The organism is Corynebacterium diphtheriae, assembly GCF_001457455.1.
In the GTDB taxonomy this organism is placed as follows: domain Bacteria; phylum Actinomycetota; class Actinomycetes; order Mycobacteriales; family Mycobacteriaceae; genus Corynebacterium; species Corynebacterium diphtheriae.
The window spans coordinates 2,302,820-2,326,209 of the sequence record NZ_LN831026.1 but is presented as its reverse complement, the minus strand read 5'-3'; the positions used below and the strand labels follow the sequence as shown (position 1 = coordinate 2,326,209).

Here is a 23,390-nt window from a genome sequence, read left to right as displayed (position 1 = left end):
ACACAGCTCCCATTTCCGAAAACTAATTCACATCACAACCGATATCTAGAGCTCGCACCGAATGCGTAAGCTCTCCCACCGCTAAATAGTCAACACCAGTCTGCGCATAAGATAAAGCAACATCTAGCGTTAAACCGCCTGAAGCTTCTATTTCTACAGGGTGTGGAGCTTTTCGGCACATATCTACGGCGATTTTTACTTGGTCAACAGACATATTATCGAGCAAAATGAGTCGCACTCCCGAGTCAAGGGCTTCGGCAACCTGTGTCAGCGTGTCACATTCGACTTCAATCGATATGTGTGGATGTGCTTTACGAATAATAGATACACAATCTTTAATCCCCCGATAAGCTATGTGGTTATCTTTGATCAAGGCAGCATCCCCAAGCCCCATGCGATGATTTATTCCTCCACCGCATACCACGGCATATTTTTGCAACTGCCTAAGTCCAGGCAGCGTTTTGCGTGTATCTCGAATGCGAGTTTCTGTACCTGCGACTTGCTTGACCCATTTCGAGGTATGTGTAGCTATTCCTGATAAATGCGAAACTATGTTGAGTGCAACGCGCTCTGCGGTAAGAAGAACACGCAGCGGGCCAGAAATCCTTAAGATGACGTCTCCTGGGGCTACCACCTCGCCGTCCTCAATCAGAACTTCGGTGTCAATTCGCATTTTCAATTGCGTAGCGTACGTGCGAAAAACTTCCTCTGCTATCCTAGATCCGGCCAGAACCCCATGGGCACGTGCTACAAATTGCACCTCGGCTTTTTCTAGCCCAAAAATTGCTTCTGTTGTGACGTCAGGACCATAACATAGATCTTCATTAAGGGCATTGTTTATAACATCCATGGCTGCTGTCCTACCGCTTCTTTAACCAAACGAAGATTACATGCATCGAGATTTTCCATAACGCGCGCACGCGGAGTGGGTTTTGTGTATTCATGGTTTTTATTCAGCCCAGTTGCAACGAGACGCCCCATAGTTACTGCCTCAGTAAGGGAATTGGAAGCTAATCTATTACTGCCATGCAACCCAGTGCACGCAACCTCACCAACCGCATACAAACCATCTATTGATGTGCTCCCGTCAATATTTGCGACCACACCGCCACAGTGATAATGTGCGCCTGGAGCAATGGGAATGCGATCTAGGTCATACCCCTCAAGTTGTCGTGCAATGGCTGGGAATTGCGTCCAATCAACTTTTTCGCAGTTCAGGATGGCATGACCACCAGCTTTCCAGATCGCTGCTGAGACAATATCTCTCGGTGCCAATGGAATCGTTGTTCCATCAAATAATTCAATCACCGCGCCAGCTCCTCGCACTGCTTCGGAGATAAGTACCCCACTGGGGGAATCAAGAACGGTCGGGTGAAATTGGACGTATCGCATATTTTTAGTACGAGCGCCTGCGCGAATGGCCATGGCTAGGCCGTCGCCAGTAGCCGTTACTGGATTGGTAGTACGCCCGAAAATTCTACCGATTCCACCAGTGGCCAAAACCACGATATTTGTTAGTAGCTCCCCGATACGGCCATTCTCATCCTGTACACGAATGCCGCACGCGGCTGTGCCGTTAGTAAGAATATCTACAGCTCTAAAGTGCTCTGTGATTTTGATTCCCATTTTTTTTGCGCGGGTCAATAAAACTGCATGCATTGCAGCGCCAGTGGCACCATCCCCAGTGTTATAAACCCTTGCAACAGCATGGCCGCCTTCGCGGTGCAAAACTGGACTAAACGGCATTCCCCAAGATCGGAGTTCATCGATTACTGCAGGTGCCTGCTGTACCATTTCTCGAACCATCAAGGGATCGCAATAGTGTCCAGCCTTGAGAGTATCTTGTGCATGGCTTTCAAAAGAATCGGGAGGTTCCACGGCAGCAAGCCCCCCTTGAGCCCATGCTGTAGCGCATTCATCTACAGTAGTTTTTGTCAATATGATTGGGCTTATGCCTCTCTCAGCTAAACTAATCGCAGAGCGAAGCCCTGCTGCCCCGCCGCCTACTATAACGGCATCATGCTCTTCAATATAATCGGTAGAGCCAAGATCAACTTCGAAGATCATAGAGTGATCATCGCCTCAACGGCTCCACGTGCACGTTGGGCTAAAACCGGATCAACGTGTACCTCATGGTGCCCTTCGACTAGCGCTTTTTCTAGTTTTTCCATTGTTATCATTTGCATAAATGGGCAGGCAGCATGAGGATTGACGGGAATGAAATCAGTCGCTGTGTTGGCTTTACGTAGTTGATGCAGCATCCCTATTTCTGTTGCTACTAGCACTGTGGATGCGGCAGTTTTTCGTGCTGCCTCCATCATCCCCCCAGTAGAGAGGATTCTTGCTTGTGGAATATCCCCTTGGCTAGCTAGCCAGAGCGCCGAGGTTGTACACCCGCATTCGGGATGGACATATAGGTCTGCTTGCGGGTTGTTATGTGCCATTTCCGTAATATGTGTCGGAGATATATCGGCATGAACATGGCATTCCCCAAGCCACACATGAATGTTTTTTCGTCCAGTTTCGCGCTGAACATGGGCTCCTAGAAATTGATCCGGAAGGAATAGGATATCGCGATCAGGGTCGATTGATTCAACCACGCGCACAGCGTTTGAAGAGGTGCAACAGACGTCGCTGAGAGCCTTAACTTCTGCCGTGGTATTGACGTACGCCACTACGGCAGCTTCAGGATGTTCAGCTTTCCATGCGCGTAGTTGTTCTGCGGTAATTGAAGACGCCAACGAACATCCAGCTTCAGGTTCGGGGATAATTACACGTTTTTCGGGACTGAGAATCTTTGCAGTCTCAGCCATGAAATAAACTCCGCACAACACAATTGTGCTTGCTTGAGATTCGGCGGCAATTTTTGCCAAGGCTAGAGAATCTCCGACGTGGTGTGCCACATCTTGAATCTCGGGCGTCTGGTAGTTGTGAGCCAGGATGAGAGCATCGTGCTCATTAGCTAGATCCATCAAATTCATGGATAGCCCCTTTTCGACTGTCGGGCGATAAGTGTTTTTACAGTATCATCTGCTTTATGGGCTCTACAAAATCTCGACCACTGCGCGATGCTAATGGGACACCGAAATTTCGACACGAATCCATTGCCTGCGTGTTCCGAGTCCATCCCCAACAAGGCGTGGATGTTCTAACTGTTATCCGATCGCGACCGCCGTATGCCGATATGTCAGCTCTGCCAAGTGGTGCTTTAGAAACTAATGAGATGTTAAAAGATGCATGCTTAAGGCATCTATATCTTAGTGGCGTGCACCCGAGCATGGTCAGTCACATTGAGCAGCTAGATACCCGAAGCGCTATAGACAGAGACCCCTACGACCGCACCATTGCAACGGCGCATCTCTGTCTTATCCCTTGGGATATTGATCCATCTGTTACTAACGGTAGCTTTACCCCCCTTGTTGATCTGGATGAGCTAGCCTTTGACCACAAAAATATTATCGAACAAGGTCTATATCGTTTAAGGGCAAAGCTATCTTATTCCAATATTGGTTTTGCCTTGGCACCTCGTTTATTTACCATTTCAGATTTAGCTAAAACATATAGTCACGTCCTTACCTACAATGTTTCTCCCACCAATCTTCAACGAATACTTACACGGCGCAATCAACTGCAGCCGACCACCGCGCGAGCAATAGGCAGCGGTCGGCCAGCTCGACTTTTTACTTTTACTACCGATCGCCTTGAAATAACCGATCCATTTGCAACCCTCAAGCCTACCGAATCTCGGAAGTGCAAATCCTAAAGTGAAACCGAGAGTAATCGGTGGTGATGAGCTCGTGGGATGAGGTTACGGCGAAGAAAGCTGTCCGCGGATAGTAGATTGCTACTACCGCATAACTGATTCTGGGTGATGCGTGCTAGAGAAGCCACTTTCGTAGGATGGTTTCCTTTGCAATGCCGTCCTATTTAGGGGGTTTGGTTTTGGGGTGCACTTGGGGCTGTAAGGTATATCTCAACACAAAAAGCAAATAACACGGGCATATTCCAACATTATCGGGCATAATGGGGCATGGGTCCCGCTGTGCACGATACTGCCACACCGCTGCACACTAGGCACACTAGAGGCTCACGAGCCGATCACGAATTTTAGAAAGGTCATTGTGAAGAACATCGTCGGAAACAAGGTCGTTCTCATCGGAGCAGGCGACGTGGGAGTGGCCTACGCATACGCACTGGTCAACCAGGGTACTGTAGACCACCTCGCCATCATCGACATCGATGAGAAAAAACTCGAGGGCAACGTGATGGACCTCAACCACGGTGTGGTGTGGGCGTCGTCACGCACGAAGGTTTCTAAGGGCACCTACGCCGACTGTGAAGACGCAGCCGTCGTAGTCATCTGCGCAGGCGCGGCACAAAAACCAGGCGAAACCCGCCTCCAGCTCGTCGACAAGAACATGAAGATCATGAAGTCCATCGTGGACAACGTCATGGCCAACAACTTCGACGGCATCTTCCTCGTAGCCTCCAACCCAGTCGACATTCTCACCTACGCCGTATGGAAGTACTCCGGATTCGACCACCACCGCGTCATCGGCTCCGGCACCGTCCTCGACTCTGCACGCTTCCGCTACATGCTAGGCGAGCGTTACGACGTCGCCCCAAGCTCCATCCACGCCTACATCATCGGCGAACACGGCGACACCGAACTCCCCGTCCTCTCCTCTGCAACCGTCGCCGGCGTATCCATGCGCCGCCAACTGCAAAAGAACCCAGGGCTCGAAGAAGAACTAGAGAAAATCTTCGAAGAAACCCGCGACGCCGCCTACACCATCATCGACGCCAAAGGCTCCACCTCCTACGGCATCGGCATGGGCCTAGCACGCATTACCCGCGCCATCATCCACAACCAAGAAGTAGCACTGCCTGTCTCCGCCTACCTCGAAGGACAATACGGCCAAGAAGACATCTACATTGGTACCCCAGCCGTGATCAACCGCGGCGGACTCAACCGCGTTGTGGAACTCGAGCTCACCGCCCACGAAATGGAACGCTTCATCCACTCCGCAAATACCCTCCGCGAAGTCCAGGAGAAGTTCTTCCCACCAGCTAACTAGGGCGCTCATTTTTGATAAGTGAGTAGTTCGTGCCAAACTTTTCTACGTCCGCGGCGTTTCCGCAGGTCGGAGATATTAGAAAAGATTTAATTTGGCACGAACTACTCACTTTCTGTTTTTCGCCCACGGAGTAGTCTCAAAATATGGAGATCATTGCACACCGCGGATTTCGGGGCCGCTACCCAGAAATGACAGCGCAGGCATACGAAAAAGCCTGCGAACTGCCCATTCATGGGGTGGAATGCGACGTACGACTCACTGCCGACGGCCACCTCGCCTGCGTCCACGACCGCACCCTGCTGCGCATAGCAAGCTGTCGACTCGTCGTCTCAACCGCAACCATGGACCAGCTCAGAGAACACGGGATAATCACCCTCGACGAGCTCATCGACATCCTCCCCGAGGACAAACACCTCTATATAGAAACAAAACACCCCATGCGCTACGGAGTCATGGCCGAAGAACAAGTCGCACTACGCCTGCGCTACCGCGGCCTACTCCACGACCCCCGATTCCATCTCATCTCTTTCTCCCACGCAGCCATCCGACGCATGGGGCGTATCGCGCCGGGCTTTGACACCATCTACCTGCGCAGAGAATGGGAACTACGCTACAACCCCAAAGACTTCGCCATCTCCCGACCATCCGCGTGGGGACTTTCCCTAGCCCATGCGAAGATGCGCCCCCAGCTCATCGGCCGCGACGGCAAAAAGACCTACATGTGGACGGTTAATGACGCCGACGATGTACGCTGGGCACGCGACAACGGGGTGCAGTTGCTGGCCACGGATTACCCGGATGTAGCTCTTGAGGCGCTCGCCCAATAGACTTATCTGTTATGGCTAAGAAAAAGAAGAAGGAACAGCTGCCTGAGGGCATGAGCCGCAGGCAGGCTAAGTTGGCGGCTCGTGCCGCCGAGCGTGCCGCTTTTGAACGCGACCCCCGCCCTTATGGCGGTTTCTCCTTTGAAACCGACCTCGTGGCAGTGCAGGAATTTGTCCCCTCTGCTATCGCAAAGATCGAGGTCGAAGGCCTGGATAACGTCTATTTGTGCACCGTGCTGCCAGGTGGCTCCGCAGCGCTTGTGCGTGAAGAGTCCGCCGGCGGCGAAGTGTTCGTCGCATTGCAGACCCAGGCTCGCTCTCAAAACCCGAACCGCGACCTCGCATACGCCCTGAACTGGGCAAAGACCGCTAAGCCTGGCGACATCCTAGAAAAGGGTCTTGCAGATGGCACCGAGCCAAAGCTTGCGGAACTGCTCAAGGACCAAACCCTTGAGATCACCGAGTACTCCAACTTTGATTGGTGGCTCCCAGAGGGCACGACCGTGAACCCAATGCAGGCCCAGGCTATCCAGGCTGCTAACGATTCCGTTTTGCCTTCCGCACGTGTCGAGGCCCCCGTCCCCGGCACCGTCTGGTGGATCAACCCAGGTGAGAAGGCACACATTCGTTGGGTCCGCGCCGAAGCTGAGGATGCGCTGCTGCGTGCCCTCGCTCGTATCGCTGCTCGTGGCGAGCTCAAACTCGGTGAGGAGACCAAGTTCGCAGGCGCATTCCGCACCCACGGACTGGTCGTGCCAGTGTGGGACCTCGACCCAGAGCGCGCACCAGAAAGCTACGCCGACGACCTCGTTGCATTGAACGAGAAGATCGAAGCAGAGCTAGCTAACGACGCCCAGCTCACCGCCGATGAGCGCAAGCAGCTCGAAAACATCAAGTCCCGTCAGGTGACCATCCGCTAACGCGGCACCGACAACAAAAGGAATGCCACCAAGGATCATGCGGTCCTGGGTGGCATTACTGCTATTGGCAGGTTGACGTGAAGCTGCGGTCGTTGTTCTTCCAACGCTCGAAGGCATCTGTGATCGCCTTGGTGTAGGCTGCGGCACCTTCGGGGCTAGGGTGGATTTGGTCTTCACGGAGGTACTCGGGGTGGCCTTGGGCTGCGCCGCACCAGTCGGCGATGACGACGTTGTCGTGGGTGGCGGCTGCGTCGAAAATTTGTTGACGAGCATCGGGTATCCATGCGCGGTCACCGTAGGGGAGGACCATCACAACGGTGTGGTCGGGGCCGATCTTGTTCAGGATCTCCTCGATCTGGCCGTCGAAAGCTTGGCCGTTGGTGCCAAAACCTAGCACTACCCATGGGCGTACGGGGAGGGTGTCGAGCAGCCCGAGGACTGCTGTGTAGTGGCGGGAGACGGCGGCGTCGACAAAGCTGCCGGGGTAGGTGCTTTGGATGGCATCGCTAGATGCGAGCATGACGGAGTCGCCAATAGCCACGATCTCCTCGCCCTCAGGCAGACGACGACGTTCCGTTTCCGCCAGCAACTGTGCCTTCGCACGCTCCTCCGCGGCACGCGCCTGCTGCTCCTCCTGTTGTGCCTGCAAACGCTCCAAATCCATTTGCAGCGCAGTCTTTTCCGGAGCACTCCACAACGCCACAGGGACGCACAGCAACAAAACCGTCATCACAGTAGGAAGCGAAAGTGCACGCATAAGTCGAGTTTGGCTCCACCAGCTACCGAAGTAGCGCTGGTACCCCTGGCGACGCAGCGGGTTCTCCACCGCGTGATACGACCACTCAGCGAGAATTGCGGAGAACACCGCCGATAGCAGCGCGATCAGAATCGAATGAGACTCCATCACCGAGGCCAACAGGCTGACCACCGGCCAGTGCCAGAGGTACAAGCTAAACGAGCGGCGACCCAGCCAGCGCAGCACTGGGTTGATCATGATCCTGGAAACAACGCCGCGCTCATTGACCACCGACCACAACACAATGGCCGTGAGCAGCGAACCCAGCACAATAATTCCGCGGTACGTTGTGGGGTGCGTCGCGTGAACCACCACGAGCATGACCAGCAGCCCGACCAGCGCAAGTGGGCCAGCGATCGAACTGATCCGGCTTTGGCGTATCGACGCCGGCCACGAATCCCCCTCAGTGCGACTAGTAATAGCAAACGCCAAAAACGCACCAATGAGCAGGCCAAAGGAGTGGGTGTCGGTGCCGTAATAAACACGAGACGGATCCACCTCGGGGTTATAGACAAGAGCCATCCACACCGCCGACGCAACAGCCAACAAGAACGTGAGAATCAGCGGAACAACGCGCTTGCTCAACGCAGCAACAGCTACGAAAATTAGGGGCCACACCACATAAAACTGCTCCTCAACCGCCAGCGACCAGTAATGGGCAAAGACCTGCACACCTGCGTCGGAGAAATAACTTTGGCTCTGCGCAATCTGCACCCAGTTGTTGGCAAAGAGCAACGAGCCAAGGAACTGTGAAGGCAACCCCACGGCAACGTCGCCACCAATGGTGGCCGTGACCACACTGACCGTGATCAACACAGTGACCGCGGCGGGAAGAATGCGCCTAGCGCGACGCACCCAGAAATGCTTCAAGTCAATACGGCCGGAACCCGCGTGCTCGCGAATAAGCAGGCTGGTGATGAGGAAGCCGGAAAGCACAAAGAAAATATCGACTCCCAAGAAACCACCCGGCAGGGCGGCGCCATAGAAGTGATAGACGATCACGGCCAAGACAGCGATTCCCCGAAGTCCGTCAATGCCCGGTACGTTTCTAATTCTCATGCTCTGCTTTCTCGGTTGATAGCGTGCAAGAATGAAAATTTACTAGGCAAAAAAACTATTAGCAACGGGGGCTAGTCACACGGGTAGCACCTCTGCTTTATTAGTGGTAGGGGGTACGGTGATGCACATTAAATCTGTTGGATGATAGGTTGTAAGACACTCTTATTGTCAGGAAACTCCGGAGCACAGCATGAATACGCTCATCGAAACCCTTAATTCGATCATCTGGTCACCCTTCCTTGTTTTTCTCTGCCTCGGAGCAGGCCTGTACTTCACCATCGCCACCAAGTGCGTTCAAGTAACCGGCCTCCCCGACATGCTTCGCCAGCTCCGCGCCGGTGAAAAATCAGCAAACGGTGTATCCTCCTTCCAATCTCTCATGATGTCCCTCGCCGGACGCGTGGGCGTAGGAAACATCGCCGGTGTGGCAACCGCCATCGCCTTCGGCGGACCCGGTGCCGTGTTCTGGATGTGGGCCGTCGCCTTCCTCGGCGCTGCCACTTCCTTTATCGAATGCACCCTCGCCCAAATCTACAAAGAGCGCGACCAAGACACCGGCGAATACCGTGGCGGACCGGCCTACTACATTGAGAAAAGCCTCAAGCACACCAAAGCAGCCCCCTTCATGCTGTTCTACGCCATCGCCTTCGCAGTGGTCATGATCTTCTCCACCAGCTACTTCATGCCGGGTGTGCAGGCCAACGGTGTGGCGTCGGCAATGCACAACGCATGGAACCTTGACGTTCGCATCGTCGGCGCATTCCTCACCGTGCTACTCGCCCTCATCATCTTCGGCGGCGTGAAGCGCATCGCCTGGTTTGCGTCGTTAGTCGTGCCCTTCATGGCCATGGTCTACATCATCATCGCGCTCGTGGTGCTCTTCATGCACTTCGACCAAATCCCACACGTATTTGGCACCATCTTCAGCTCCGCATTCAACGCCAACGCCACCTTCTCCGGAATCCTCGGCTCCGCCATCATGTGGGGCGTACGCCGCGGCATCTACTCCAACGAAGCAGGCCAAGGCCTCAACCCCCAAGCCGCAGCCGCAGCCGAAGTATCCCACCCCGCAAAACAAGGCTTCGCACAAGCCTTCGCCGTCTACGTAGACACCCTCTTCGTCTGCTCCGCAACCGCCTTCATCATCATCTCCACCGACATGTACCGCGTCTTCGAAGGCGGCACCGAAGACAGCCCCGTGCGCTACGCAGGCTCCCTACCAAGCAACACCCCCGTGGGACCAGGATTCGTTCAACAAGGCCTCGACTCCGTCGCCTCAGGTGTCGGACCATCTTTTATCGGCGTAGCCATCCTCTTTTTCGGCTTCACCACCATCTTGTCCTACTACTACATCTCCGAAACCAACTTCACCTACCTCATGCGTTGGATCTCCAACGCAACCGCAAGGCGCGCCACCATCTTCGGCCTGCGCTGCCTGATGCTGGTATCCGTTTGGATCGGTGCAGTATCTACCCCAGGTGCTGCATGGGCATTGGGTGACATCGGAGCAGGTGCCACCGCATGGCTCAACGTGATCGCCATCCTGATCCTGCAGGTCCCAGCTATTAAGTGCCTGCGCGACTACAACGAGCAGAAGAAATCTGGGCTGGATCCACAATTTGATCCTGCTGCGGTGGGAATCAAAAACGCTGAGTTCTGGGAGACGTACAAAGCTCGCTAATGGCGGCTAAAAGCCAAAAGTGAGTAGTTCGTGCCAAATTAAATCTTTTCTAATATCTCCGACCTGCGGAAACGTCGCGGAGGTGAAAAAGATTTGGCACGAACTACTCACTTTGTGCCTTTGGGCCACTAACGCAGGGAAGCGAACAGCTCCTCGGAAGCGACCTCGTCCCACAGGACCACATTTCCGACGTCATAATCAGCAAAACCTGCATATGGCACCGTCACGGTTTCCACACCTTCGCGCATAGCGAGCGCCACCCGGGCCAAATGCCACGCGTGATCCTTCTTACCCACAGTGAACGAACCCGCCACAGTATTAATCGTGGGCATGATGCGGAAAGGATTAGCCAAAGTCGACGTGGAGGTCACTTTGTTGACCAAAGCTGCAAAGAATTCGCGCTGACGCTGCACGCGGTCAAGATCACCTAGAGCGGTGTGGCGGGTGCGCACATAACCCAAAGCAGTGGGGCCGTCGACTTTTTGGCAGCCGGCTGCGATGTTGAGGCCGGCGAGGGGGTCGTCGATAGGCTCGGCGGGGCATACCTCGATACCACCAACCGCGTCGACCACATTGGCCAACCCGCCCATACCGATCTCGGCATAGTGGTTAATGCGCAGGCCAGTGGCGTTTTCCACGGTTTGGGTGAGTAAAGGCGCACCGCCGTAGGTGAACGACGCATTGATTTTGTCCATGCCGTAGCCTGGGATTTCCACATAGGAGTCACGCGGGATCGACATCAGTGTGGCCTTGCCTGACGACGGAATATGCAACACCATGATCGTGTCCGTGCGCATGGAGCCGATGTCGCCACCCGTGCCCAAACGCTGAACATCCTCCTCGGACAGGCCGGCGCGGGAGTCAGAGCCCACGAGCAGCCAGTTCGTGCCGGATGTCTTAGCAATGTGCTGCGGCGGGGCAGCCTGAACACGATTGAGCCGAGTGTCTAGCCACAGCGTGCCAGCGATACCAAGAACCATGACAATGACGAGCGTCCACACCAAACCCGCAATGCAGCCGCCAGGGCGCAAACGACGACGCTTCTTTGGCTCTGGAGGAAGGGTGACCTGGCTGCGACGGTAGCGTCGATTAGGCTCAAACCCCGGCTGCACCGGCTGACCAGGTTGCACCGGTTGCTGCTGGTAGTACTGCTGTGCGCGGTAGCGTTGCTGCTCTTCGGGGGTAGGAATGTATTGCCGTGGGCGCTCCTGCGGAACAGCCCCAGGCTGAGCTGGCATTTGGGTGGTTTCCGTGCGGATTACCCGTGTGGCTTCGCTGGGTGCAGCACGCCGAGGTTCAGTGCGGTCGAGCTTAGGGCGGCGCGGTGCGGAGCGTCGCCGCCGGATGGGGCGACCGTAGCGGTCCAAAAGGGGTTTTCCATCTGAACCAAGAAGGAACTCACCCTGATTGCGCTGTTCATCCATGCTTTAGAGCATACAGGGTTGGAATTTATTATCTTTATTCAAGTGCAAAAGGGGAAATACTACAGACGATTATAAGGTGGCAAATTGAAATAGCATTCTTTCTAATTACCCGCAAATAGGGGGTATTAATTAGATGGTTATTCATCTGACAAAGGGATAGGAGCATGATCTTAATCTGAGGATTTTCACATTCATTTTGTCAGAGGTGGACATGCAGAAAACTCATTCTTTAACAGATAAGCGTTGGTGGTCAGCGCTGGCTACAGTTGTTATTGCTTCATTTGTCGTTTTGTTATGGATGGGGCAGCAAATTAATATTCATAAGCCACCTATTCCAGAACGCGTTCAGACAATTCAAGGACAGGTTTTATTTACCAAGGATGATATTGTTCACGGTCAGCAAGTGTGGCAGTCGATCGGCGGTCAACAAATCGGATCGGTGTGGGGGCATGGCTCCTATGTGGCTCCTGACTGGACCGCTGATTGGTTGCATCGAGAAGCTACAATAGTGCTTGACTCGTGGGCTCAGGAACAAGGACACGAGCACTATAGTGATCTTCCTGCAGAACAGCAGGCTGCGCTAAAAGAGCGGTTAAAAAAGACGATGCGCTCTAATACCTATGATGCGCAGACGGGCACCATTACACTCGATGATCTTCGAGTTGATGCGATGCGTAGCAATGCGCAGTATTACTCAGAACTCTTCCGTGATGGACATGAGCATTACGCAATTCCCCAGAATGCTCTTAACGATAAAGCAGCAGCGGATGACATGACTGCTTTCTTTTGGTGGACAAGTTGGTCAGCTTCTACTAATGCCCCTGATAGCGACATTAGTTATACCCAAAACTGGCCACACGAACCGCTTATTGATAATGCGCCGCCTACAGGCAATATCATGTGGAGTCTGATTAGTTTTGTTCTCCTCTTGGCAGGAATTGGTGGCCTTGTGTGGTATCACAGTGCCCGTAAAGAGGATGAGATAAATCCTGATCTCATTCCTGATAAAGATCCGCTAATGGGCTTTACTCCAACGCCTTCTCAGCGAGCAACTCTTAAATATTTCTACGTCGTTGGTCTTTTATTCATGTTGCAGATAGCCTGCGGCATTATTTCGGCTCATTATGGGGTTGAAGGCGGGGCACTTTTCGGAATTCCAATTGACCACGTTTTGCCGTACGCTGTAGTGCGCACTTGGCACACTCAGTTGGGTATCTTCTGGATCGCTACGGCATGGCTTGCTACTGGTCTGTATGTTGGTCCTGCGGTCGGTGGGAAAGAGCCTCGATTCCAACATCTAGGGGTAAATGTTCTGTTTGGGGCTCTGCTGATTGTAGTTCTAGGGTCGATGGTTGGTGAATGGGCGTCGATTATGGGCAAGCTGGGATACGGTAACCCGATTAATTTCTGGATAGGTACTCAAGGTTACGAGTACGTTGATCTTGGTCGTGTGTTCCAGATTGGCCTATTCATTGGACTATTTTTATGGTTCGCTTTGATGTGGCGCTCACTTGCACCTGCGCTACGACGTATTAAATCCTGCGGTGGGCAGCTCCATGCCACAGCAGAAGCACCTCTAGCAGTGGGCTCGCAACGGTCATTGATTGCCATGTTGCTGCTTAGCTGCCTAGCTATCGCAGGATTCTACGGTGCCGCATTTGGTGTGAATCACGAAACACACCTCTCTATTGCTGAATATTGGCGTTGGTGGGTTGTCCATCTATGGGTAGAAGGATTCTTTGAAGTCTTTGCCACAACCGTCATTGCCTTCCTATTCGCACGGCTGGGGCTTATTCGCGTTGCCTCTGCAACAACATCGGTGATTTCTTCCACGACGATCTTCCTTACTGGTGGCATCATTGGGACTGCGCACCATCTCTATTTCACCGGAGCCCCTGCGCACGTTATGGCATTAGGTGCAGTGTTTTCGGCTCTTGAGGTAGTCCCGTTGACGCTTGTGGGGATCGAGGCACTGCATAATCTGCGACTTCTCAAACTCCGAGATTGGGTATCGGATTACAAGTGGGCGGTTTATTTCTTTGTAGCTGTAGCATTTTGGAATATGGTGGGTGCCGGAGTCTTTGGCTTCCTTATTAACCCACCAATCTCATTGTTCTATGTCCAAGGACTGAACCTCACTCCATTACACGGGCATACTGCCTTGTTCGGTGTCTATGGCATGTTGGGTATCGGCCTCATGCTGTTCTGCATCCGTTCGCTCATGCCGAGGCGAAAGTGGAATGATAAGTGGATCGCTTGGGGTTTCTGGGGTATGAATGCTGGCCTTTTGGCTATGTCATTTCTTTCACTTCTGCCCCTCGGTTTAGCGCAAGCATGGGCATCGATTGATACTGGCCTGTGGTATGCGCGTAGTGATGAGTTCCTCTACAGCCCAGTACTGATGCTGATACGGTGGTTGCGTGTCCCCGGAGACATACTTTTCGGAATTGGTGCGATGGCCATCGGCGTATTCATGGTGAAGCTTCTTACCAAGAAACGTTGATGTTGAGCATCGTGGCAAGCGTATAGCCGACAAATGCGACTGCATCGATAAGGAAGTGGCCGATGATCAGTGGCCAGATGGATGTGGGGCGGTAGCGCAGATAAAACCAGCCATAGATAAGCCCCATGATCACGTTGCCGATACCTGCGGAAACGCCTTGGTAGAGGTGGTAGCTGCCTCGCAAAAGGGCACTGACCACCAAGGTGAAAATAAGGCCGTGGCCGAGTTGGTTGAGCCTTGTGCTCAGCCATTTGACCACGACGATTTCTTCGGCGAAGGCGTGGGCGAAAGAAAACAGCAGCAAAACGGGGATGGTCCAGAAGTGTTCCAGTGTTGAGGGGATAACTTCTTTGCTTAGCCCGAGGTGAACCGCCGCATAGTAGAATCCAAGGCCTGGGATTCCGATGAGGGCGGCCAGGCCCACACCCCAGCTAAAGTCGGCGCCTCGAGGTTTTTCTAGGCGTTCGCCGAGGAGGAAGAGGGCAAGTAATCCCCACGTCATGATGGTGGCAGCGCCGCATAGTTGGAGGGCGAAGTCGAGCCAGGCGGCGGTGGCGCGTGGGGCGTTGAGCGTCACGCTTTGGGTGTTCAGTGGGGCGGAGAGGGCGTCGATAAGCGTGAAAATGGAGCGCAGCCCTGCCATACCGAAGGTCAAGGCGAGGACGAGCGCGACCTCGTAACGCAGCCGGCGAGTATTCACAAGTCACCTGCCAATCCGAAAAGCTCCGGTACGCTGCAACGAAGCGCCCCGAGGTGAATGTTGCGCCCCGCATACGGCATGCTGAGCGCCGCCGCCCCAGACATGTTGAACATCGTGGCCCACGGGGTCCACTGGGTTTGGGCATGAAAATCCTGCTCAGGGGACATCGCCGAAAAGTAGCCCACCGCGGGCGGGTCGAAGGCCAACACAGGGGAGAGCACTGCGTCGACGTCCCAGGCGGCAAAAAGCTGCGCGCGCACCGACAAAAATTCGGCTATCGCCTCCGCTTTTCGACGCCCCCCAATGCGGCCACCACGATCCCGCAGCCACGACACCAACGGCGACGCCTGTCCATGAATCTTGGCAGAGCGCAACGCAAGAATGTCAGAAAACGCCGCAAATGGCGCATCCCCATACGGGCGCTGCACCTCAACCAGCTGATGGCCCGCCCGCGACAGCGCAGAAGCCGCAGCATCCACCGCCGCCAGCATCGGGTCCGCAACTTCTACCTCAGCATGAACCGGCTGCGTTAATACTCCCACCCGCAACGGACGGCGAACTGGGGTTATGGCGTGGAGGAAGGCAGCGTCGGCAAGCGTGCGCGTAAGAAAACCCTGCGTCACCGGCACCGCACCCGCCGTATTATGCGGCGGCTTAAAACCCACCAACCCACAACACGCAGCAGGAACCCGCAACGAACCCCCACCATCAGAACCATGCGCAGCCTGAACCAAACCACGAGCCACCATCACAGCAGCACCACCAGAAGAACCACCAGGCGTATGCCCCTCAAACACCGGCGCTGGCTGACCCACCGGCTCCGTATAGGCAGTCAACCCCAACTCAGGTGTCAGACTCTTACCCGGCACCACCGCACCCTCAGCCATAAACCGTGCCACAAACGCATCCGTTTTATCAGGGTGTGTTACCCGATAATGCGAACCGAACGTCGTGGGCATACCAGCCACATCAGACAAATCCTTCGCCGGGATAATCCACCCCGACAACCGCCCACGCGCATGCTCTGCCTGCTCATGGGCGGCATCCGCATCAAAATAACAAAAACCGTGATCTGAAGCAGACATCTGAGCCACCTGTGCTGCAAGGAGATCAATCTGCTCATGGATAGGCATGACGAATACCTTACCGGCCAGATAGAGTAAGACGCATGAGGATTGCCTATCTCGGGCCAGAAGGAACATTCACCGAAGCCGCATTGTGGAAATTCGCCACCCGCCTCGGACTAGAATCCGTCGACACTATTGCGGCCACCAACCCCCGCGAAGCGATCGCCGCCGTCGCCGCAGGACAAGCCGACTACGCCTGCGTTGCCATCGAAAACTCCGTCGACGGCCCCGTCACCCCTACCTTCGACGCACTCGCCACCATCGACGGCGTGCGCATCTTCCACGAACTCGACCTCCCCATCGCCTTCGCCATCATGCAGCGCACCGGCGCACCCCTACGCCGCTTTGCCACCCACCCCGTGGCCTACCAACAGGTAAAAACTTGGCTTGCCGCCAACGCACCCGCAGCCGAATTCGTCCCCGCATCCTCCAACGCCGAAGCCGCCCGCATGGCCAAAGAAAAAATCGTGGACTTTGCCGCAGCCCCCGCCCGCGCCGCTGACGTGTACGGTCTTAACATCATCGCCGACGGCGTTGCCGACGTCACCGGCGCTCGCACCCGATTCGTCCTCGTCGGACACGCCGACACCCCGACCCCACGCACCGGCCACGACCGCACCTCCGTAGTATTCACGCTCAAAAACGAACCCGGCAGCCTCGTCGGCGCACTCTCCGAATTCGCCATGCGCGGCGTAGACCTCACCCGAATCGAATTCCGCCCCATCGAAGAAGGCCTAGGAACCTACCGATTCCACGTGGACATCAATGGGCATATCGACGACCTCAACGTCGCCGAAGCACTCCGAGCACTCTACCCACGGTGCAACGCGCTAAAATTTATCGGTTCGTGGCCAGCCATTTCCGGCCAACCCGTCACAGCAGTCGACCCCACCGTCGCCCAGGCCGCATCCGCATGGGTAGAAGCCGCCCGCAACGGTGCCTAATCAGAAAGAGAAATAAGGAAACAACCTTGGGACGTCTCATCCTCATGCGCCACGGGCGCACCTTTGCCAACGCCGCAAAAGTCCTCGACACTAGGCCCCCAGGCGCCGAACTCAGCGTTATCGGCCGCACCCAAGCCGACGACGCCGGCCGCAGTCTCGCAACACTGAGCCGAGACATCCGCACCGTGACCTGCTCCATTGCCATCCGCACCCAGCAAACAGCAGTGGCAGTGCTCAAATCCTACGAAGAAACCCTCGGAATCGCGCCGGGCACCATCCCGCTCAGCATCAACGCCGATCTCCGCGAAATCGACGCCGGATCCATCGAAGGCAACACCGACAGCCACTCCCACGACCTATACACCCACGCCCTCCACAGCTGGATGAACGGTGACCGCAGCGCAGCCATGCCCGACGGTGAAACCGCAGGCCAAGTAGTAGAACGTATGCGCCCCATACTCGAAGAACTCGCCACTCACGACGGCGACCACCTGATCGTGAGCCACGGCGCAGCCATGCGCATTGTCACCCGCTTTGGCACCAACGTCACCGCAGACTTCGCACTCCAGCACTACATCGACAACACCTCCACCATCGTCATCGACCCGACCGGAGAATACGGCCAGTGGAAGCTGATTACCTGGGCAGGGGCGGAGCTAGGCGCCGAATAGTGCTAACGGCACCACGGCGACTCCGTCGCTACGTCGATATGCGCGGTTGCCAGTTGTCAGAACAACCATATCGACCACATCATCCGGCAGTTGTTCTTTTAACCAGTGAAGATGTGCGACATCGTTATTTTTCACATCAGCGGTGAGCTTTACCTCGATAGCTACAAGATCGCCGTCTTGATTCGACGCAATGAGATCAACTTCATGGTCTCCGCGTCGAGTACGCAGGTGCCTAACGGAACCAAATTGTGATTCCGCGGCGACTCGAACGCTTAATGTAGCTAATGATTCAAATAGTGGGCCCAAAAAATGGCGATAACGCTCTGTAACCAGACGATTAGCTGGTACTCCTAAAAGACGAAGGACAAAGGCAGGATCAGCCAATTGGTGTTTTGGTGCTTGTGCGAGTCCAGCAAGCGGCGATCGTACAAAATCCCATGCCGGAACCTCGTCGAGCATCCAAATCTCAGTCAACTTACTGCGATATAGTGCAGCAGTTTTGCGGGCTGGCTTATCGCTTTCGCCTGGAGTAGCAGCATTAAGGATTTCTGAATAGCTCATGGTGGTTGACGATGCTGCAGCATACGCGCGCATCCATCCTAAAAGTCCTGCTCGATTGCGCACGTTGTACCCCTGCTCAGGGAGATCCCGATCAACGATTCTTTCAATATAAGAGTCCAAATCCACGTTGATGGCGCGTTGTGGCTGTTCATTAAACCCTGGAAAACCGCTTCGTGCGATTTCTGAGACATAGTCGTTAAGCGTTAAATCTGTCGTTCCGCTAATAGGGGCATTGCCAAGAAAAAGATCAGCCAAGCTTACAGTGGCGGAGTGTTCTCTTCGCTCAAAAAGCGCCATGGGTCGCATGCGGATAGAAAGGATACGGCCTGCTCCACTGTGGGTATCTATTCCTGCTTGTGGCGTTGCAGAACCAGTCAGCAAAAATCGCCCTGGTGTGCGCTGCGCATCAACGCCTCTGCGAACAAAATCCCAGCATTCAGGCATTCTTTGCCATTCATCGATGAGGATGGTGCCTGTAGAAAAACTTCTAAATTCTGGATCGGCTTCAAGAAGCTGACGATCACCGGCGCGGTCTAATTGCAGTAGATGTTCACTGCGCCGAATTGCTGATTCTGTTTTCCCCACTCCTTTTACGCCTTCGACCGCAATTGCTCCGGAAAATTGAAGCATTTCATCGAGCTGATTATCAATGGCTCTAAGCTGGTATTTCATCCCTAAAGGATACCATTTTGCGGCAACGAACTACCCCATTTTACGCTCGCGAAGGATACAAATTGTACAAGGGTTTAGGCGTAGCCAAGGCGGTGCAGATCGTCCTCATCGAGCCCAAAATAGTGGCCGATCTCGTGCATAACCGTTACACGTACTTGCTCGACCAGTTCTTCGCGGGAGCTGCAAAAATCCTTGAGGGCTTCGCGATAAATCGTGATGGTATCGGGTAGAAAACCGGTGTGATCAAAGGTGCGCTCGGTTAGCGCAACCCCGTGATATTGGCCGAGGATATAGGAGGACTCCTCGGCATAGTCGCTGATAAGAAACGCAAGGTTGGTAATTCGGTCGGCGACGGGATCGGGGATGGCGGCGAGGGCTTCGTCGACAAGCGTTTCAAACTCCTCGTGGGAAATCTCAACCATGATGCTTTAAGGAGCCGTGCCTTCGAGCACCTCGGGGTTGACAATCGGAGCACGTTCGGGGCGAGGCGCAGGGGGCTGGCCGTTGATAGTAAAACCGTGCTTGGCGGTGCCGTGCAGCACCCCGAAGTTGCCGTCCTCTTGGCCGAACACGAGTGCACAGTTCACGCTGTGGGAACCACCTGACCAAGAATTATCGGGCAGGGTAGTCCAGAAGGGCTGCAAGGTTGAGTAGTAGAGGGGGTCGTCGCCACCAAGGTAGTCGCGGGCTGCCTGAGTGCACACCTGTTGTAGGTGGTTGTCTTGATCCTCAATTGACGGAATGACCTGTGGGAATACCGGTTGGAGGTCTACTACTGAGGTGATCTCTAGCTGGTGATCCTGCTGGCAATCGACCACGCGGGTGGCCTTGGCGGCGTCGATCAGCAGGCATTGCCCAGCACCAAAAATGCGGGACTGATCCTGCTCAGCGGCCTTACCAGAGGTGATGATCACCTTGCCGGAATCATCCGTGGCCTGCACACCACATAGCAACGTGCGGTCACCTTTTTCCCACGCATCCTGCGGCGGCAGAATCGACGCAATTGAGTAACGTCCCAGCGGATCATAGGTGCCACCCAAGTACTGCAAGGTGGGGCTGAGGCAAAGCTCTTCACGCAGCTGCGCTTGGCGGGTCAGGTCTGGTTTGGCGGCGTTGTTGGAAAACTCCTTGGATGGGTAGGCGTTGAGGTCCTCGCGGGAGGACACCTCGAAGCGGTGCTCGCTTGCGCAATCGGTTTGTTCGAACTTGGATACTTTGCCGCCGTTATCTGCCCATGTCAGGCATGCGCCAGCGTCAGCGCTGGTAAACGACCCGACGGAGGCGGCTGGTGCGCTAGACGTTGAGGTCTGCGGGTGGGGCGCGTTGGCGTGTTGCGAGGCCGTGTACGTGTACGCGCCTACGCCGCTAGCCACTACGAGAGCAGCCACACCTGCAAAACCTGCAACCTTTTTCGAACTCATTTCGCCCATACTACTTCGTGATAAACGTCCTTAACGCGAAGCGGTCGGTGCGGTAGAGCGAGGAACACCACTCGATGGGGTTTTCTCCTGCGTGTGCGTGGCGTTCCACCTTCAGTAGTGGTTCGCCGACATCCACGCCGAGAATCCGCGCGGTTTCTGGGGTGGCGGCCACCGCAGTGGTGATTTGTTCGGCACCGGTAATAGATGCGCCGTAGTTCTGCTCAAGGATGGAGTAGACGGATTTATATACGTCGTTTTCGAGCAGGTCAGGTGCGATGGCGGAGTTGTACCAGGCGTCGTTAATGCAAAATGGTTTGCCGCCGCCGAGGCGGACGCGCACGAGGTGGGTGTGCGGGGTGCCTTGTTCGGTGCCGAAAAATTCGTGGACGACGGCGCTGGGTGAAGACCATGAGGATGCGAGGATCTTGCTGGAGGCTTCGATCTTGCGGGCGGCCATTTCGTCGCTAAACGACGCCAACTGCAGCCGAGTAATCATGGGGGCTTGGGCAACGAAGGTGCCTTTGCCGCGGCTGCGTCGCAGTTGGCCGGTGGCAACGAGGTCGCCGATGGCGCGCCGTACCGTGATGCGGCTAACTCCGTATTGCTCCTCTAGGGCGCGTTCGCCGGGGAGCATGTCGCCAGGTTTGAGCTGGGTGCGGCAGAGTTCTTCGAGAATTTCCCTGAGTTGCTGGTGTTTTGGAGTGCTGGTTCCGTCAGTCAGGGTCCTGGCGGGCAACTCCAGGAGAGTGTCGACCATAGGTATGAGCATACTGTGAGTGGTCATAACCAGCGAGGGTTTCTGGTGTGATCTTTGAACCATTGCGGGGTCTGGGGCGGTCCGAACCACCCTCTTAACTCAGGAACGCGGTAGTGTAAGTTTTGTGATTGATCTAAAGTTCCTCCGCGAAAACCCTGATGTCGTCCGCGAGTCCCAGCGCATTCGTGGCGAAGACCCAGCTCTGGTGGATCAGCTCCTCGAGGCTGACGAGAAGCGCCGCGAGGCCATTAAGTCTGCCGACGACCTGCGCGCCGAGCACAAGGCCTTTGGCAAGAAGATTAGCCAGGCCTCCCCAGAAGAGCGTCCCGCTTTGCTGGAGGGCTCTAACGAGCTGAAGTCCCGCGTGAAGGCGGCGGAGGAGGCCGAGGCTGAAGCGTTGGCCAAGGTCAACGAGATCCAAATGCTGTTCGGCAACGTTGTTACCGATGCCCCAGCTGGTGGCGAGGATGACTACATCGTTTTGGAGCACGTAGGCACTCCACGTACCTTTGATTTCGAGCCAAAGGATCACCTCGATCTTGGTGAGTCGCTTGGGCTTATCGACGTCAAACGCGGCACCAAGGTTGGTGGTGCACGCTTCTACTACCTCACCGGCGATGGCGCATTCCTACAGCTGGGCATGCTGAATCTTGCGGCGCAAAAGGCCCGCGAGAATGGCTTCCAGCTGATGATCCCACCTGTGCTTGTCCGCCCAGAGGTCATGTCCGGTACCGGTTTCTTGGGTGCTCACTCGGATGAGATCTACTACCTTGAGCGTGATGACCTTTACCTCGTGGGTACCTCCGAGGTGGCGTTGGCTGGTTACCACCAGGATGAGATCATCGATTTGTCTGATGGTCCTATTAAGTACGCGGGCTGGTCGAGCTGCTTCCGTCGTGAAGCGGGCTCCTACGGCAAGGACACCCGCGGTATTTTGCGCGTGCACCAGTTCGACAAGCTGGAGATGTTTGTTTACTGCAAGCCAGAAGAAGCTGTTGCGCAGCACCAAGCTCTGTTGAACATGGAGCGCGGGATGTTGGCTGCTGTTGAGGTGCCTTACCGCATTATCGACGTCGCCGGCGGCGACCTTGGTTCCTCTGCTGCCCGCAAGTTTGACACCGAGGCATGGGTTCCAACCCAGAACACCTACCGTGAACTGACCTCGACCTCGAACTGCACCACCTTCCAGGCACGTCGTCTGCGCACCCGCTACCGTGACGAGTCTGGCAAGGCACACACTGCAGCAACCCTGAACGGTACCTTGGCTACCACGCGTTGGCTGGTCGCTATCCTTGAGAACAACCAGCAGGCTGATGGCTCCGTGATCGTTCCTGAGGCACTGCGTCCATTCGTGGGCAAGGAAGTGCTCGAGCCAAAGAAGTAATTTCCCAACGAAAAGATACAAGGAGAGCGATGAGCGCACTTATTGTCAGTGATATCGACGGAACGCTCATCGACTCTCGGGAACGAATCCCCAGTGCGGTGAAAGAGTCGCTTGCGGCTGCCCAGCGTGCTGGGGTGTCGTTCGTTGTGGCCACGGGGCGGCCCGCACGCTGGATCCACCCGATCATCGATCAGCTTTATATTCCGCCTACGCTGTGTGTTTGTGCTAATGGTGCGGTGATTTATGATCCCGCCCGCGATCGCATTACGTATCGTCGTGAGCTTGCCTCCGACACCATGCGCACGGTGGTGCGCGTTGCCCGTGAGGCGCTGAGCGATCTCGGCGGTTGCGGTGTGGGAGTAGAACGCGCAGGGGTTTCTGCGCATGACATGCCCAGTGAACTTTTTATGGTGACCCCAGATTTTGTGCATTCGTGGGAGTCTATTGAGCACTCCACGGTGGAACTCGATCGGGTGTTAGCGCGTTCTGCGGTGAAGCTGTTGCTGCGCAATGATGCGCTGACATCGGAGCAGATGCATCGCTTGGTTGCCCCCGTAGTACCCGCAGATGTGGCCCATGTGACCTATTCCATGCCGGACGGTTTGTTGGAGGTTATGCAGCCTGGGGTGAATAAGTCTTCGGCGTTGGACGTGGTGGCGCAAGACCTTGGTGTGGATCCTGCGGATGCGATTGCGTTTGGTGATATGCTCAATGACCTTGAGATGATTCGTTGGGCGGGCACTGGCGTTGCGATGGGTAATGCGTGCGATCAGTTGCAGCGTGCCGCTGATGTGGTGGCTCCGACGAACGATGAGGCAGGCATTGCGGTGGTATTGCGGGAGTGGCTGCAGGGGTAGCAACCCCGTAA

Annotated in this window: 21 protein-coding genes; 10 read left to right on the top strand and 11 right to left on the bottom strand. The window is 55.2% G+C overall.

All coding sequences use genetic code 11. The features are described from left to right. Window positions 1-22: 22 nt before the first annotated feature. The 3 genes from nadC to nadA are packed head-to-tail and all read right to left on the bottom strand — an operon-like array spanning window position 23 to window position 2,981. Window positions 23-850 carry a carboxylating nicotinate-nucleotide diphosphorylase gene (gene nadC / locus AT687_RS10980; protein ID WP_014319530.1) on the bottom strand — a complete coding sequence of 276 codons (828 nt, stop codon included), beginning with the start codon at window positions 848-850 and terminating at the stop codon, window positions 23-25. After that, entirely contained in the window at window positions 838-2,067 is a 1,230-nt protein-coding gene (locus tag AT687_RS10975) for an L-aspartate oxidase (RefSeq protein ID WP_021335275.1), read from the bottom strand. Before AT687_RS10975 ends, nadC begins: the two co-directional genes overlap by 13 nt. Further along, on the bottom strand, window positions 2,064-2,981 hold the full coding sequence (gene nadA, locus AT687_RS10970; RefSeq protein WP_014304073.1) for a quinolinate synthase NadA: 918 nt from the start codon (window positions 2,979-2,981) through the stop codon (window positions 2,064-2,066). The genes AT687_RS10975 and nadA overlap by 4 nt, the downstream gene beginning before the upstream one ends. Window positions 2,982-3,037: 56 nt before the next feature. Here nadA and AT687_RS10965 point away from each other — a divergent pair, with 56 nt between their 5' ends. The 4 genes from AT687_RS10965 (at window position 3,038) to AT687_RS10950 (ending at window position 6,822) form a co-directional block, all read left to right on the top strand. Beyond that, a complete protein-coding gene (locus tag AT687_RS10965) occupies window positions 3,038-3,763 on the top strand; it encodes an NUDIX hydrolase (RefSeq protein ID WP_004567411.1) in 726 nt (241 codons plus the stop codon). A 358-nt stretch (window positions 3,764-4,121) separates the two neighbouring features. Further along, window positions 4,122-5,078: an L-lactate dehydrogenase gene (locus AT687_RS10960; RefSeq protein ID WP_004567410.1), complete on the top strand. Its 957-nt coding sequence runs from the start codon at window positions 4,122-4,124 to the stop codon at window positions 5,076-5,078. Between the two features lie 143 nt (window positions 5,079-5,221). Next, window positions 5,222-5,905, top strand: a complete 684-nt coding sequence (locus AT687_RS10955) for a glycerophosphodiester phosphodiesterase (RefSeq protein WP_014319528.1) — start codon at window positions 5,222-5,224, stop codon at window positions 5,903-5,905. Window positions 5,906-5,916: 11 nt separating this feature from the next. Continuing rightward, a complete protein-coding gene (locus AT687_RS10950; protein WP_014319527.1) occupies window positions 5,917-6,822 on the top strand; it encodes a DUF5926 family protein in 906 nt (301 codons plus the stop codon). A 61-nt stretch (window positions 6,823-6,883) separates the two neighbouring features. On the opposite strand, the gene AT687_RS10945 is transcribed toward AT687_RS10950, so the two are convergent. Beyond that, entirely contained in the window at window positions 6,884-8,677 is a 1,794-nt protein-coding gene (locus tag AT687_RS10945; RefSeq protein WP_014319526.1) for an acyltransferase family protein, read from the bottom strand. A 190-nt stretch (window positions 8,678-8,867) separates the two neighbouring features. Here AT687_RS10945 and AT687_RS10940 point away from each other — a divergent pair, with 190 nt between their 5' ends. Continuing rightward, window positions 8,868-10,358, top strand: a complete 1,491-nt coding sequence (locus tag AT687_RS10940; RefSeq protein WP_014319525.1) for an alanine/glycine:cation symporter family protein — start codon at window positions 8,868-8,870, stop codon at window positions 10,356-10,358. 128 nt (window positions 10,359-10,486) lie between these two features. On the opposite strand, the gene AT687_RS10935 is transcribed toward AT687_RS10940, so the two are convergent. Then, complete coding sequence (locus AT687_RS10935; protein WP_010935700.1) at window positions 10,487-11,782, bottom strand: LCP family protein; 1,296 nt, start codon at window positions 11,780-11,782, stop codon at window positions 10,487-10,489. A 211-nt stretch (window positions 11,783-11,993) separates the two neighbouring features. Between AT687_RS10935 and AT687_RS10930 the strand changes: the two genes are divergently transcribed. Beyond that, window positions 11,994-14,285: a nitric-oxide reductase large subunit gene (locus AT687_RS10930; protein WP_014319524.1), complete on the top strand. Its 2,292-nt coding sequence runs from the start codon at window positions 11,994-11,996 to the stop codon at window positions 14,283-14,285. Here the strand turns inward: AT687_RS10930 and AT687_RS10925 are convergent. Continuing rightward, window positions 14,269-14,985, bottom strand: a complete 717-nt coding sequence (locus AT687_RS10925) for a CPBP family intramembrane glutamic endopeptidase (RefSeq protein ID WP_010935698.1) — start codon at window positions 14,983-14,985, stop codon at window positions 14,269-14,271. The two genes, AT687_RS10930 and AT687_RS10925, sit on opposite strands and share 17 nt — an antisense overlap. Then, a complete protein-coding gene (locus AT687_RS10920) occupies window positions 14,982-16,118 on the bottom strand; it encodes an amidase family protein (RefSeq protein ID WP_021335273.1) in 1,137 nt (378 codons plus the stop codon). The genes AT687_RS10925 and AT687_RS10920 overlap by 4 nt, the downstream gene beginning before the upstream one ends. Window positions 16,119-16,153: 35 nt before the next feature. Between AT687_RS10920 and pheA the strand changes: the two genes are divergently transcribed. Both pheA and AT687_RS10910 read left to right on the top strand, forming a co-directional pair. Next, window positions 16,154-17,056: a prephenate dehydratase gene (gene pheA, locus AT687_RS10915; RefSeq protein ID WP_014319522.1), complete on the top strand. Its 903-nt coding sequence runs from the start codon at window positions 16,154-16,156 to the stop codon at window positions 17,054-17,056. A gap of 44 nt (window positions 17,057-17,100) precedes the next feature. After that, a complete protein-coding gene (locus AT687_RS10910) occupies window positions 17,101-17,727 on the top strand; it encodes a histidine phosphatase family protein (RefSeq protein WP_014302548.1) in 627 nt (208 codons plus the stop codon). On the opposite strand, the gene AT687_RS10905 is transcribed toward AT687_RS10910, so the two are convergent. The 4 genes from AT687_RS10905 to AT687_RS10890 form a co-directional block, all read right to left on the bottom strand. Further along, window positions 17,713-18,960, bottom strand: a complete 1,248-nt coding sequence (locus tag AT687_RS10905) for an ATP-binding protein (protein WP_014319521.1) — start codon at window positions 18,958-18,960, stop codon at window positions 17,713-17,715. The two genes, AT687_RS10910 and AT687_RS10905, sit on opposite strands and share 15 nt — an antisense overlap. Before the next feature lie 74 nt (window positions 18,961-19,034). After that, entirely contained in the window at window positions 19,035-19,382 is a 348-nt protein-coding gene (locus AT687_RS10900; protein ID WP_014302546.1) for a metallopeptidase family protein, read from the bottom strand. 6 nt (window positions 19,383-19,388) lie between these two features. Continuing rightward, window positions 19,389-20,390, bottom strand: coding sequence for a septum formation family protein (locus AT687_RS10895; RefSeq protein WP_014311654.1), 1,002 nt, complete (start codon window positions 20,388-20,390; stop codon window positions 19,389-19,391). Between the two features lies 1 nt (window position 20,391). Continuing rightward, window positions 20,392-21,165 (bottom strand): GntR family transcriptional regulator, encoded by a 774-nt coding sequence (locus tag AT687_RS10890; protein ID WP_042382035.1) that lies wholly within the window; start codon window positions 21,163-21,165, stop codon window positions 20,392-20,394. A gap of 97 nt (window positions 21,166-21,262) precedes the next feature. On the opposite strand from AT687_RS10890, the gene serS reads away from it, so the two are divergent. Continuing rightward, window positions 21,263-22,522 (top strand): serine--tRNA ligase, encoded by a 1,260-nt coding sequence (gene serS, locus AT687_RS10885; RefSeq protein ID WP_014319520.1) that lies wholly within the window; start codon window positions 21,263-21,265, stop codon window positions 22,520-22,522. A gap of 29 nt (window positions 22,523-22,551) precedes the next feature. Continuing rightward, window positions 22,552-23,379 carry a Cof-type HAD-IIB family hydrolase gene (locus AT687_RS10880; RefSeq protein WP_014317267.1) on the top strand — a complete coding sequence of 276 codons (828 nt, stop codon included), beginning with the start codon at window positions 22,552-22,554 and terminating at the stop codon, window positions 23,377-23,379. The last annotated feature ends 11 nt before the right edge of the window (window positions 23,380-23,390 follow it).

Coding starts and splice junctions, on each gene's coding strand:
- nadC (WP_014319530.1), bottom strand. CDS start 850: ATGGATGTTATAAACAATGCCCTTAATGAAGATCTATGTTATGGTCCT.
- AT687_RS10975 (WP_021335275.1), bottom strand. CDS start 2,067: ATGATCTTCGAAGTTGATCTTGGCTCTACCGATTATATTGAAGAGCAT.
- nadA (WP_014304073.1), bottom strand. CDS start 2,981: ATGAATTTGATGGATCTAGCTAATGAGCACGATGCTCTCATCCTGGCT.
- AT687_RS10965 (WP_004567411.1), top strand. CDS start 3,038: ATGGGCTCTACAAAATCTCGACCACTGCGCGATGCTAATGGGACACCG.
- AT687_RS10955 (WP_014319528.1), top strand. CDS start 5,222: ATGGAGATCATTGCACACCGCGGATTTCGGGGCCGCTACCCAGAAATG.
- AT687_RS10950 (WP_014319527.1), top strand. CDS start 5,917: ATGGCTAAGAAAAAGAAGAAGGAACAGCTGCCTGAGGGCATGAGCCGC.
- AT687_RS10945 (WP_014319526.1), bottom strand. CDS start 8,677: ATGAGAATTAGAAACGTACCGGGCATTGACGGACTTCGGGGAATCGCT.
- AT687_RS10940 (WP_014319525.1), top strand. CDS start 8,868: ATGAATACGCTCATCGAAACCCTTAATTCGATCATCTGGTCACCCTTC.
- AT687_RS10935 (WP_010935700.1), bottom strand. CDS start 11,782: ATGGATGAACAGCGCAATCAGGGTGAGTTCCTTCTTGGTTCAGATGGA.
- AT687_RS10930 (WP_014319524.1), top strand. CDS start 11,994: ATGCAGAAAACTCATTCTTTAACAGATAAGCGTTGGTGGTCAGCGCTG.
- AT687_RS10920 (WP_021335273.1), bottom strand. CDS start 16,118: ATGCCTATCCATGAGCAGATTGATCTCCTTGCAGCACAGGTGGCTCAG.
- pheA (WP_014319522.1), top strand. CDS start 16,154: ATGAGGATTGCCTATCTCGGGCCAGAAGGAACATTCACCGAAGCCGCA.
- AT687_RS10910 (WP_014302548.1), top strand. CDS start 17,101: ATGCGCCACGGGCGCACCTTTGCCAACGCCGCAAAAGTCCTCGACACT.
- AT687_RS10905 (WP_014319521.1), bottom strand. CDS start 18,960: ATGAAATACCAGCTTAGAGCCATTGATAATCAGCTCGATGAAATGCTT.
- AT687_RS10900 (WP_014302546.1), bottom strand. CDS start 19,382: ATGGTTGAGATTTCCCACGAGGAGTTTGAAACGCTTGTCGACGAAGCC.
- AT687_RS10895 (WP_014311654.1), bottom strand. CDS start 20,390: ATGGGCGAAATGAGTTCGAAAAAGGTTGCAGGTTTTGCAGGTGTGGCT.
- AT687_RS10890 (WP_042382035.1), bottom strand. CDS start 21,165: ATGACCACTCACAGTATGCTCATACCTATGGTCGACACTCTCCTGGAG.
- AT687_RS10880 (WP_014317267.1), top strand. CDS start 22,552: ATGAGCGCACTTATTGTCAGTGATATCGACGGAACGCTCATCGACTCT.